Genomic DNA, 11,840 nt, shown 5'->3' with positions numbered 1-11,840 from the left:
GACAGCAGCGACAGCTTCGGGTCGATCTTGATGCCCGGCAGGTCCGCCGGCGACGGATAGGCCATCACCTGGCACTCATTGGCGCGCAGCTTGGCCAGGCGCACCGCCGGGTCCTTGTTGATGGAGAACACCAGCGCGTCCAGCTTTGCCTTCGGGCCCCAGAAGTCATCGAACCGGCGGTAGCGGATGGTCGCATCGCGCTGATACGCCACGAACGAGAACGGCCCGGTGCCGATCGGCTGCTGGTCGATCTGCTCTGGCTTGCCGGCCTTCATCAGCACATCGGCGTATTCGGCGGACTGGATGGTGGTGAAATCCATCGCCAGATCCGCCAGGAACGGCGCCTGGGGGGCGTTGAGGGTGAATTTCACCGTGTAGTCGTCGATCTTGTCGATGCTGGCGATCAGCTTGGCGAAGCCCATGTCGCCATAATAGTCGTACGAGCCGCCCGAGATCTTATGGTAGGGGCTGTCCTCATTGCCCTGCCGGTTGAAGGAGAACAGCACGTCGTCGGCGTTGAAATCCCGCGTCGGCTTGAACATGGCATTGCTGTGCCACTTCACGCCATGCCGCAGATGGAAGGTGAACACCTTGCCGTCCGGCGACACGTCCCAGCTTTCGGCCAGCCCGGCCTGGATCTTGGTGGTGCCGGGCGTGAAGTCGAGCAGCCGGCTGTAGACCGGCTTATTGGCAGCGAAGGTGGTCCCGGTGGTGTTGAGCATCGGGTTAAAGTTCTCGGGCGATCCCTCCGAGCAAAACACCAGCGTCTTGGCGGTGGCGTCCGAGACGACCCCCGCAGCCATCAACGCCACGCCGGCAAATAGAAGCGTGCGGAAGCGCCCGGATACGACCATGGACGAGCCTTTCTCGACGATTGCTTGGACTTTGATCATTCGGTGCAAGGAGCGTACCGAACTACCGCGGGCCGCGGCGCCGATTGAAGGCGAGTTGCTCGGGAGTCAACTGGAACCCGACAAGGATGCGATAATCGGCGCCGGTCGTTTTCGCATCGATCGGAAGCACCAGGTCGATCTGTTCGCCCCGAAGCCCTTGCCGGTCGCCGTTGCGGGGGAAGTTGACGGTGAACGTGTAATCCGCCTTGTCGAGGATGGCCTGGCCCTTGGAGACGGAGATGAAATACGTCACGTCCGCCTGGCGCCCCAGCGCCGCCGGGCCGCGGGTCAGATCCATCGCGACGGAGATCGAGGTGCGCAGATGGGTCGGGTCATCCAGGGCGCACTTGCCCGACAGCCCTGTGATCCGCCCGTCGATCACCATATCTGTGAGGTCCGTGCCGGTAGACCGGAAGCGTGTGAGATCGGAGCCGTCGCGCAGGATGCCGGTTTGCGGGCAGGCCGGGGCGAATTTTTGACCGTTCGTGTTGGCGCATCCGGCCAGCCCGGCGCCGGCGGCCAGCACGGCCGCGGCGGGCCACGCAGAACGCAATGCGCGGAACATCTGAATGGGGTATGAGGCACGCATGGAAACAGGCATCGACTACTCCAGTGAGGCGGTTCAACCCGACGTGGCGCATAGTCGCGGGCAGGCCGGGTTGTGGCAGGGCGGGCGGGACGGCATAGTGCGCGCCCCAGGCACCGCGGACAACATGGCCAACAAACGACCTTTACGCATCCTATTATCTGGCCCCCGCGGCTTCTGCGCCGGGGTGGACCGGGCCATCCGCGTGGTGGAGGAGGCGATTCGCCGATTCGGCGCGCCGGTGTATGTGCGCCACGAAATCGTCCATAACCGGACCGTTGTGGAGGCGCTGGAGGCTCAGGGCGCCGTGTTCGTCGAGGAGTTGGACGAGGTCCCGCCCGACGCCCATGTCGTGTTTTCCGCCCATGGCGTGCCGAAATCCGTCCCACAGGAGGCCGAGCGTCGCCACCTGCACTATTACGACGCCACCTGCCCCCTGGTCAGCAAGGTGCATCGCGAGGCCGAGCGGCATTTCGGCGATGGCGGGCCGGAACAGCGGCACATCCTGATGATCGGCCATGCCGGACACCCGGAAGTGGTGGGCACCATGGGCCAGTTGCCGCCCGGCGCCGTGACCCTGGTGCAAGATGCCGAGGAGGCCGAGTTGGTGCAGCCCGCCCCCGGCCCCCTCGCCTTCATTACCCAGACCACCCTGTCGGTCGATGATACCGCGGAAATCGTGCAGGTGCTGCGGACGCGCTTCCCCGGGATCGAGGGGCCGAAGCGGGAGGACATCTGCTACGCGACGACGAACCGGCAGGCTGCGGTGAAGGCTGTAGCGCCGGATTGCGACCTGGTGATCGTGATTGGCAGCCCAAACTCCTCCAACTCCCAGCGACTCCGCGAAGTGGCCGAGCGGGCTGGCGCCAAGCGGGCCGTGCTGGTGCCGCGTGCGCGCGACCTGGACTGGACGCTGATGGACGGGGTGGAAACCCTGGGCCTGAGCGCCGGCGCTTCCGCCCCCGAGGCATTGGTGCAGGAAATGATCACCCACCTTGCCGAACGCTACACGCTGGGGATTGAGGAACGCCGGGTCACCGAGGAAGACGTGATCTTCAAGCTGCCCGCCCCGCTTTCCTGATGGGCATGGGTGGCGCCCTCTCCGGCCTGGAGAGGGTGGGCTAGAGTATGGCGGTCTATACCGAGGTCACCGATGACGCGTTGACCGCATTATTGGGCGAATACGACCTCGGCACCGTCGTCGCGTTCCGTGGCATTGCCGAGGGCGTGGAGAACAGCAACTTCTCGCTGCGCACCACGGCGGGCGATTTCATCCTCACGTTGTATGAAAAGCGGGTCGACCCGGCCGAATTGCCGTGGTTTCTGGGGCTGATGGAGCACCTGGCGCGTGGCGGGATCACCTGCCCGCAGCCGGTGCGGGCGCGGGATGGATCAGCGTTGCGCCATCTGGCCGGCCGGCCGGCCTGCATCACGACATTCCTGCCCGGCGTGTGGCCCCGGAAGATTCGGCCAGCCCATTGCGCGCCCGTGGGTGACGCGGTGGCGTCCCTGCATTTGGCCGGGAGCGACTACGCGCCGGAGCGACCGAACGCGCTTGGTCCTGCCGGTTGGCGGCCGTTGCTGGATCGTTGCCTGCCGCGCGCGGACGAGGTGCAGCCGGGACTGGGGGGGCAATTGACGGCGGCGCTGAACCAGATCCTGACGCGTTGGCCGAGCAACCTGCCACGCGGGCACATCCACGCCGACCTGTTCCCGGACAATGTGTTTTTCCTCGGCGGTGAACTGTCCGGGCTGATCGATTTCTACTTCGCGGCAACGGATTTGCTAGCCTACGACCTGGCCGTTTGCCTGAATGCCTGGTGTTTCGAGCCCGACATGCAGTTCAATATCACCAAATCCCGCGCCCTGCTCCGCGCCTACGCCGCGCGTCGGCCGCTGAATGCCGCCGAGCGCGCCGCCCTGCCCGTCCTATGCCAGGGTGCCGCAATCCGCTTTTTGTTGACCCGGTTGTACGATTGGGTGAACACGCCGCCGGGCGCGATGGTCACCCGCAAGGATCCGATGGCCTATCTAGGCCGCCTGCGCTTTCACCTGGGGGCCACGGACGAACATGCCTACGGACTCTGAGGCCGATCCAGCCGCAGCCGCATTGGTCGCGATCTGGACCGATGGCGGATGCAAGCCAAACCCCGGCCCGGGCGGCTGGGCAGCCATCCTGCAGTTCGGCGATATTGAACGTGAGATGACCGGGTTTGAGCCGGTGACCACCAACAACCGCATGGAATTGACGGCGGCCGCGGCGGCGCTGGAAGCGTTGAAGCGCCCCTGCAAAGTCGCATTGCACACCGACAGCGAATACGTGCGAAACGGGATTACCCGCTGGCACACTGGCTGGGTGCGAAAGAACTGGCGCAACGCTGCGGGCGACCCGGTGGCGAATATGGATCTTTGGAAACGCCTATTGGACGCCGCGAAACCCCACACGATAGAGTGGAAATGGGTGCGCGGTCATGCCGGCGACATCATGAACGAACGTGCCGACGTATTGGCGACCCGCGCCCGGCAACAGACTGCGTGAGTGGTTCTGCTGGCAGTGCCGTCTATTGGGCACGGCCATGCGGCTAGCCGGATCGGGTTACCTGCTTTGGCTTGGCTGGAAGATCGCGCGGTCCAGTCGATCTACGACAGGTGGGGGCACCGGACAAGCAGGCAGCTTCCTTGAGGGAGCGTCCCTGCTTTGGGTCAACCCGAAAGGGTGGGCCATGGCGTTTGGAGCGGCGGCCTCGTTCGGCGGGCTGACGAGGGGTCCATTCCATCTTGCCTGCCTGCTGGGTTCTGCCTTCGGCCTCGCGGCGGCGCTGTCGCTGTCGCTGTGGTGTCTTGCCGGGCAGTTATTCGGCCGCGTTTTTAGGACCGAGCGACAATGGCGGGTTCTAACGTCGCTCTTGGTCTGCTGCTTGCCGCATCAATCATCCCAATCTGGCTAGAATAAGGACCGGGCACGATGCGTGGCAGTCGAGCGAGTTAGGTTATTCCGACTTCGGGAACCCCAACATCGTTGTGGGCCGGCCGGTTCACCCGGCAGCAGAACCCGATTTTTGGGTTGCATCCGGGAGCAGCGCCTGGACCTGTTCCAAAAATGCCTCCCTTAGGAACGGTTTGCGTAGGACGGTGACCTGCCCGTGGTTATCGTCGAAGCCCGGGAGGGTTGCCGCACCCGTGATGAGCATGGTTGGCATATGCGCTTGCAGGCGGCTGACTTCACCAATGAGTTTGTCGCCGGTCATGCCGGGCATCGTTTGGTCCGTCACTAGCAAGTCGAAGCTCTCCCCAGCGGCGAGCATGCCCAAGGCCTCCTCGCCGCTGGATGCCTGGGAGAATGCATAGCCTGCCTTCTTCAGGAAGAAACAGAGCGTGCGGCCAATGCCCTCCTGGTCCTCTACTACGAGCACGCGCCCGCGGCCGCGTTCCCCGGCCGGGTGCCGATATCCGATTTCCTCCTGCAAGACGATTGTCTCCCCGGTGGCGCAGGGCAGCCATAAGCTTACGGTCGTTCCCTCGCCCACGACGCTGCGGATCCGGATATCGCCGCCGCTCTGCCGGGCAAACCCGAGTGCAGAGGAAAGACCGAGGCCGGTTCCCTTGCCGATTACCTTCGTGGTGAAGAACGGCTCCATCGCGCGGGTGACTGTTTCGGGCGACATCCCCTCCCCGTCGTCCTCCACGTCGAACCGCATGTGTTCCACTTCGGGGAACCCGGCGCTTGCGGCATCGAGGGCAGGGATCCCGCAGGCGCGCAACGTGAGGGTACCGCCGCCGGGCATGGCGTCGCGCGCATTGATCGCGAGGTTGAACAGGCAGTTTCCCAACTGGGTGCCGTCGGCACGTACCGTGGGGATGACGTCACCGATCTGCGTGCGGATCGTAATCGCGCTGCCCATTGCATGCGCCAGCAACGGTGTGATTTCGGCCAGAACATCCTGCGGGCGAAGAATGTCGGCCGCCAGCGCTTGCTTCCGCGCGAACGCCAGTAACTGCTGCACGAGGGTGGCACCGCGATGTCCCGCATCCTCCGCCAGAGTGACGCATTCGCGTCCCTGGCTAGTCAGGCCGTCCTGGTCCCGCAGGATCTCCAGCGCCGCCATCATCGATTGCAGCATATTGTTGAAGTCATGCGCTACGCCCGCCGAAAGCTGCCCCACAGCCTCCATGCGGCTGGTTTGCCGCACGCCGGCCTCGACGATGTCCCGATCGGTCATGTCCTTGGCAACGGCCACCAACTTGCGTACGCGGCCGTCCTCGCCAACAATCGGTGCCACTGACGACTCCCACTCGCGGCCATCACTCGGCGTTTTATAGCGATAGGGAACGACCCGCCCGGTGGCGATGCACTCGCGGTAGGCCGCGTCCACGGCCGGAACGACCTCCGGCGGAAGATAGGCTTCCGGTGGCTTGCCCGTAACATCGGTGAGCTGAACCCCGAGCATCCCGGTCCAGGTCGGGTTGATGGCGTCGCAGGTAAAGCTGCCATCCGGCATGACGCTTGAAATTGCCATGGCGTCGGCCGAATTGTTGAACAGCACCGCCAATTGTGCGTCGGCATCGGCGCGCAAATGCGCCAGTCCGGCGGCTGCCGTTTCCGCGTTGAGGCGGCGGCGCAGCTCCAACCACGTCTTGCATCCGAGCGCCGCGCAGACCGAGACGAACAACAGGCAGGCCGCGCCGATATAGGCGGCCTTCAGGTTCGACCTGGCAAACATTTCGCGGGTTGAGAATCCGACGGAGACCACCAGCGGAAGCTTGCCGATGCGCCGGTAGGAATAATACCGGAATACACCGTCGACCGGCGAGATCCCTTCGTAGCCGCCATCGGACGAGGCTGCCAAATGCTCGAACAGCAAGGCCGGGCGGAGATCCCTTCCGAAATTCTGGTCATCGTGCGGAAAGCGTTCCAGAAGATAGCCATCGGTCGTCACGAATGACACGACCCCGTCCTCACCCAAATCGAGCGGTGCGAAGAGTTTTTGGAAGTACGACATCTTCAGACCAATCGCCACGACACCCGCAAAGCTAACGTCCACCGGGTCCTCGATGCGTCGGGAGAGTTCGACGACAGGCACGCGGTATCCGCTCGAAACAATGGGGCCGCTGACGAATAGCCCGACGCCGTGTCCAGACTGCTGGGCCTTGAAATATGTTCGGTTCGCCAGACTGTAGCCCAGAGGAACCGGATAGGTTTCCGTCGCCTCGATTACGCGGCCCGACGCGTCGATGACAGCGCCGCCGTAGAGATCGGCCGAGATCATCTCGTCGGATAAAAGGCGCAACTGGAGGTCCGCCGCTCCGGTATGCGGTCCTGTTTCCTCGATACGGTTGACGGCGATGAGCAACGATTGGTCCAACATACTCAGCGAACGGCCGATATCACGCTCCAATCCCAGGGCTATGTTGCCGGTTTGCTGCTGGGCCAGTCTACGCGCTGCCACCCTCGCGTCCCACTGGGTCCAGGCGACGGTTGCCAGGAGCAAGGTCACTAGGGCGGCAATGGAGTATAGAATCCGGTTGGCCTGTTTCAGTATTCTCCCGCGCTCTAACGTTAGCGATGGCATAACACTTCCTGTACCGGATGAACCCCGAGGTTGTGTTGTATCACAGACGGAGCCGTCGAGATCCGAATATAAGACAAGAAACCGTCAGGCGCGCAAATAACGCCTTAATTACGATGTCAGTCATTAAATGCATTAAGACTTGGAGCCTTGGCGGAAAATCTTTACGAGTTCCCAGTTCTGCGCCCTACGTTTCTGTCATCGCCGCAGATGCAAAGTCAGACATTCGTCGTTTTCGCCAACGTGGCATTCCCTCGGCCGAGCAGACCACCAGGCATCCACGCCTGCCCATGATGCCACTGGTGCGGTTGACATACCCGGCGAGACACGCCCGCAGACCTGCCAAGGCGTTCTTTTTCGGATCGAACTCGGTCATCATCCGCGCCAAAGCGTTGTCGGTATAACGGTCTAGCGCCTGCAGAAACAGGCTGTGCTTGTCCCCAAAAGCTGCATATAGGCTACCACGCGAACGGGTCGTCGCCTCCAGCAGGTCGGGGAGCGAGGTACCGTGATAGCCACGTGGCCAGAACACTTCCATGGCGCGCTCAATGGCCGCGCCTTCATCGAACTCTCGCAGCCGGCCACGTGGCGGTCGCGATGTTGTCTGCTGAACCATTCGATATAATTGGACCCATCGGTTGGCAATTGTGAGTTTGTCGTGGCTGCGCCATTATCCCGACGTTGGCATCACAATGCCCTCCATCGCCGCAACGCAACGTCCGCCGAGCCGCACGGCCGGGTCTGCGCCCTCACCGCGCGTTGCCCGCGGGTCGGGGTCTCCCGCGGCAGTACGAAGGCCGTACCTATGTTTGGGTGCCCAGCGAACGGGATTTTGCGCGTAGGACTGAAGATACGGATTCGCGCGGTGTGTGCCGGGTCAGCCGGCGGCAGAACGAAGGTGCTTTCGATGGAGTTAAACTCGCGAGCAATGGCTTGCATCTGCGCCGCCGTCAGACCTGCCGCATCCTGCTATGCGGCAACCGGGTTGCCGTGGAAAAGGCGATCGGTGAACACGTCGGCGGTGACGAAGCGGCGACGGGGCAGTGTTGCATTTTCCATAGCGACAGCTCGTCTCGGTTCACAACTACAATGTTTCAATTGTCGCAGAGACAGAGGTTGGCATGGGTTTGGAGGCGGCACAACGCGCCGGCCGGCTGGAGGATGCCATTCGGGAGGGCCACCTGGCCCCGGGGGCACGACTGCCGACGCATCGCGAGTTGTCGCATCGGCAATTGATTCCTCGTATAATATGGTGCGTCTGTCGCTTTGTGCGCCCACATCCGAACCAGAGTTGGCGCGTGGGCTGCCGCTGTTGGCCAGCATCAGGTGACCGATCGGTGTTGCCAACCCGGCTGGCCTTGGTCGAGGCGTAGTAGGATCTGGCAATTTCCGCCGATCGGGCTGATGTGTCGAATGGCACTGGATACCCGATGGCAAGCAGTGGCTTCGGCCTGGCCTAAGGTCTAGGTGACCCTAGGCTGCCCATTCGAAGCTGACAGGCCGCCGTCGACGGGCAGGTTCACGCTGGTCACGAACCGGGCATCGTCGCTGGCAAGGAAGGCAATGACATCGGCCACTTCGGCAGGCTCCGCTCCACGTCCCAGAGGTATCCGCTCGGCGAACTTGGCCATGAGGGCCGCGTCGTCTTTCAAACCACCGGTCATCTCCGTGAACGTTAGGCTGGGGTTCACGGCATTGACCCGCACCGCCTTGGAGCCAAGTTCCATTGCCAAAGACCGGGTGAGATTCGTAACGGCGCCCTTGGCCGCGTTGTAGGCGCTCATGTTCCAGTCACCGCCGATGCCGGATACGGAGGACACGTTGACGATGTTGCCCCTGGTCTCCAGCAGACGAGGAAGCGCCGCCCGGATGCAGAAGAAGACGCCGTGCTGCGCCAAGCATGACGATTGCCGCCGCTACAAGGAGGCCAGACACGGTGCAAACGCCCGTCCATCCGTCGGCGCTCCAGGCCAGGGCGCCGATGACGGATCCGATCGCGCCGCCACTGAAGACGGCAACCATGTAGGTCGTATTCAACTTGGCCCGTTGCCCGTCGCCCAGGGTGAAGATCCGCGCCGGGTTGGCTACCTGCCCGCTCTGGAGGCTGGAATCCAGCAGATTGACGATGACGACGAGGCCAGGAGGGACGTCGCACCCTATGTGCCGGCCACCAAAACCGAGGCCGCGGTGAAGGCCAGTCCGAAGGCATTCACCACGTTGGATCCGAAGCGGTCGGCCAAATAACCGCCCGTCGGTACCAGAATTGCGCCCGGCGCACCCCATAACTCGAACAATCCAGTCGCCGCCGTCCCAGCCCGAAGGTCAGCGTTGCGAGGTGGAAGGCCAGGGTCGCCTAGAATGCCGAGAACGCGCCGAATGCGCAGAAGCCCAGCCCGGTGGAGACGAGAGCGGGCCGGTGCGCGAGACGTGCCGGAAGCGGGTGGAGAAGCGAGAGATAACCGTGCCTTTTCCGAGGTTGGATCCGGAGCGGACGGACGTACCCCTCATAGTCGAGCTGCCGACGATCGCGTTGATGCTGGGAAAGGAGCCATGCGTCGGCCAAGCATCGTCGGCCGGCGGGGTAGTGCCCGGCGCGTCATTCATGCACCACTCTTTTGCACTTTATAGTTGCACCAATAACATGCACGGTGCAGTGCAGTCGAGCCAAGGCAGGTTTTCGTGAGCGACATCGGGCTGGGTTCGGTGTTCGATGCCATCGTCGCCCCCCCGGTGGGGCCGCCTAAACGCGAGGTCACCTTGTCGGCGGCAACACGGGTGTTCCTGCGCCACGGCTACAAGGTCAGCAGCATGCGGCGTAGGCCGCAGTGGGCTAAGCAGGGTCGGTTTCTCGCTTGAGCAAGGTGGGGTTGGCCTTGTAGGTCTCGACGATGCCGGCAAGCGTCTCGATGCCAAAATTTGTGAACGCCATGACGCTCTCATCGCCGGGACCATAGACCCAGATCAGGCCGTCTTCCTGGTCCATCTCGTTGGCCAAGTCCCACAGCCACTCTTGGTCCTCGCTGAGCATTTCAGCGACGCGGGCGATGGTGTGGACGTGGTAGACCTTGTTGACTGGAGCCAAGATCAGGCAGCTGCGGCATCGATCATGGACGCCTTGGGCGTCCAATTCCACGGCAACAAGTCGTCGAGCCGATGAGCTGGATGCGCAGCGATCCGTGCCAGGACATCGGCAAGCCAGGCCAGAGGGTCGATGTCGTTCATCTTGGCTGTGACGATGAGGCTGTACATGGCTGCGGCTCTGTGACCACCTCGGTCCGAGCCGCAAAACATCCACGACTTTCGTCCCAGAGCAATGCCGCGCAGCGCGCGCTCGGCGGCATTGTTGGACAGGCACACCCGTCCGTCGTCCAGGAACAGCGTGAAGGCTGCCCAACGCTTGAGGATGTAGTCGATGGCTTTGGCGAGGTCGTGACCTCGGGACAGTTTGGCGCGCTGATCCTGCATGTAGACCTGCAGGGCGTCGACCAGCGGTTTACTCAGGTCTCGGCGAACCGCGCAGCGTTCTTTGGCACTCTTGCCGTTGATTGTCCGCTCGATGCCGAACAGGGCATCGATGCGACGCACGATCTCAATTGCGATTGGAGAGAGCATGATCGCTTTCTTGCCGGCGGCCTGACGACGGGCGTTCTCCTCAAGATCGGCCATGGCAAAGAACGGACGCCGCGCATGAACCCAGCATCCCGCTTCCAAGATAGGACCGGGACTTCGGTCTGGCAGATAGAGTTTGCGATATCCATCGAAGGCATCGGCCTGGAAGAGGCCGGCATATTTGGCCAAGTGGATCTGCGGATGCTCGCCTTTGCGGTCGCGCGAGTAATAGAACATCGCGGCTGGCGGTGATGGTCCACCAAATGGCTTGTCATCGCGCACATAGACCCAGCATCGACCGGTATCAGTCTTCCCCTTGGCCAGGACCGGCACGGTCGTGTCATCGCCATGCAGGCGTTCGGCCGCCATAACATGGGCTTCAAGAAGCCTCAGCACCGGGTCCAGCACCGCACAACCCGAGCCAACGGCGTCCGCCATGGTCGAAAGGCTGATCGGCACGCCTTCCAGGGCGTAGCGTTCGGCCTGCCGGTTCAAAGGCTGATGCTGACCAAATTTCTCGAACAAAATCATCGCCAGCAGGTTTGCCCCCGACCATCCTCTGGAGATCACATGGAACGGGGCTGGCGCCTGGCTGACCTTCTCACAGTCCTGGCACGTGAACTTCTCCCGCACCGTCTCGATGACTTTCCACTGGCGCGGGATGACTTCCAGGGTCTTGGTCACGTCCTCGCCTAGCTTGCGAAGCCTCTTTCCGCCGCAACATTCACAAGCGGCCGGCGGATTGATCACCACGCGCTCGCGAGGGAGGTGTTCGGGAAAGGTGTTCCGTTCAGGACGCTTGCGGCTGAACCCGACGACTGTGGTGGCCTTGGCGACGGCGATCTCGGCAGCCAATTCATCTTCGGTGGCGCTGGCTTGCGCCTCCTCGAATTGGAGCGCCATTTGATCAATGAGTTGGGACGATCTCTCCGAACGGGGACCGTAGAGTTGACGCTCTAGCCTAGCAATCCGCAGCTTCTGGTGCGCGATCATGGCCAAGTCGGCGGACGCTTTGGCTTGTGCCACCGCGAGTTCGGCAGCCCCCGCGTCACGCTCGGCGGTCATGGCCTGCATTCTGGCACGCTCAATCGTTAGCGCCGTCTTCAGCGCATCGATATCGTCCGGCAGGGCAAGATCAGCGTCCACAACAAGGATTGAATCACAGATCCGGCCCGATGACTCCCA

13 protein-coding genes are annotated in these 11,840 nt (G+C 62.9%); 5 read left to right on the top strand and 8 right to left on the bottom strand.

Going from position 1 to position 11,840, the window contains the following annotated elements; genetic code table 11:
• On the bottom strand, positions 1-854 hold an 854-nt coding region (locus GSQ76_RS31585; protein ID WP_254070209.1), incomplete at its 3' end, for an ABC transporter substrate-binding protein.
• A 61-nt stretch (positions 855-915) separates the two neighbouring features.
• Complete coding sequence (locus GSQ76_RS02545) at positions 916-1,494, bottom strand: hypothetical protein (protein WP_158742344.1); 579 nt, start codon at positions 1,492-1,494, stop codon at positions 916-918.
• A gap of 112 nt (positions 1,495-1,606) precedes the next feature.
• On the opposite strand from GSQ76_RS02545, the gene ispH reads away from it, so the two are divergent.
• From ispH to GSQ76_RS32555, 4 genes are read left to right on the top strand one after another with little or no spacing between them, the layout of a single operon-like run.
• Positions 1,607-2,560 carry a 4-hydroxy-3-methylbut-2-enyl diphosphate reductase gene (gene ispH, locus GSQ76_RS02540; protein WP_158742411.1) on the top strand — a complete coding sequence of 318 codons (954 nt, stop codon included), beginning with the start codon at positions 1,607-1,609 and terminating at the stop codon, positions 2,558-2,560.
• A 47-nt stretch (positions 2,561-2,607) separates the two neighbouring features.
• Positions 2,608-3,567 carry a homoserine kinase gene (locus GSQ76_RS02535; RefSeq protein WP_158742343.1) on the top strand — a complete coding sequence of 320 codons (960 nt, stop codon included), beginning with the start codon at positions 2,608-2,610 and terminating at the stop codon, positions 3,565-3,567.
• Positions 3,551-4,018 (top strand): ribonuclease HI, encoded by a 468-nt coding sequence (rnhA, locus tag GSQ76_RS02530; RefSeq protein ID WP_158742342.1) that lies wholly within the window; start codon positions 3,551-3,553, stop codon positions 4,016-4,018. Before GSQ76_RS02535 ends, rnhA begins: the two co-directional genes overlap by 17 nt.
• Entirely contained in the window at positions 3,975-4,427 is a 453-nt protein-coding gene (locus tag GSQ76_RS32555; protein WP_408836156.1) for a LysE family translocator, read from the top strand. The genes rnhA and GSQ76_RS32555 overlap by 44 nt, the downstream gene beginning before the upstream one ends.
• A gap of 87 nt (positions 4,428-4,514) precedes the next feature.
• Here the strand turns inward: GSQ76_RS32555 and GSQ76_RS02520 are convergent, their stop codons facing one another.
• From GSQ76_RS02520 to GSQ76_RS02500, 4 genes are all read right to left on the bottom strand, one after another.
• Entirely contained in the window at positions 4,515-6,830 is a 2,316-nt protein-coding gene (locus tag GSQ76_RS02520) for an ATP-binding protein (RefSeq protein WP_254070203.1), read from the bottom strand.
• Positions 6,831-7,233: 403 nt separating this feature from the next.
• The gene (locus tag GSQ76_RS02515) at positions 7,234-7,584 is read right to left on the bottom strand and encodes a TetR/AcrR family transcriptional regulator (protein ID WP_216850857.1); all 351 of its coding nucleotides are present in this window, start codon (positions 7,582-7,584) and stop codon (positions 7,234-7,236) included.
• 149 nt (positions 7,585-7,733) lie between these two features.
• On the bottom strand, positions 7,734-8,000 hold the full coding sequence (locus tag GSQ76_RS02510; protein WP_256366955.1) for a PhzF family phenazine biosynthesis protein: 267 nt from the start codon (positions 7,998-8,000) through the stop codon (positions 7,734-7,736).
• Between the two features lie 509 nt (positions 8,001-8,509).
• A complete protein-coding gene (locus GSQ76_RS02500; RefSeq protein ID WP_158742338.1) occupies positions 8,510-8,944 on the bottom strand; it encodes an SDR family NAD(P)-dependent oxidoreductase in 435 nt (144 codons plus the stop codon).
• Here GSQ76_RS02500 and GSQ76_RS02495 point away from each other — a divergent pair.
• A complete protein-coding gene (locus GSQ76_RS02495) occupies positions 8,916-9,290 on the top strand; it encodes a hypothetical protein (RefSeq protein WP_158742337.1) in 375 nt (124 codons plus the stop codon). The two genes, GSQ76_RS02500 and GSQ76_RS02495, sit on opposite strands and share 29 nt — an antisense overlap.
• Positions 9,291-9,876: 586 nt before the next feature.
• Here the strand turns inward: GSQ76_RS02495 and GSQ76_RS02490 are convergent.
• Positions 9,877-10,128, bottom strand: coding sequence for a hypothetical protein (locus tag GSQ76_RS02490; protein WP_254070201.1), 252 nt, complete (start codon positions 10,126-10,128; stop codon positions 9,877-9,879).
• Between the two features lie 2 nt (positions 10,129-10,130).
• Positions 10,131-11,729 (bottom strand): IS66 family transposase, encoded by a 1,599-nt coding sequence (gene tnpC / locus GSQ76_RS02485; protein WP_158742409.1) that lies wholly within the window; start codon positions 11,727-11,729, stop codon positions 10,131-10,133.
• Between the last annotated feature and the right edge of the window lie 111 nt (positions 11,730-11,840).

It is taken from the genome of Acidisphaera sp. L21, assembly GCF_009765685.1.
Classification (GTDB): domain Bacteria; phylum Pseudomonadota; class Alphaproteobacteria; order Acetobacterales; family Acetobacteraceae; genus LMUY01.
This window is presented reverse-complemented; position numbering and strand designations above follow the sequence as displayed.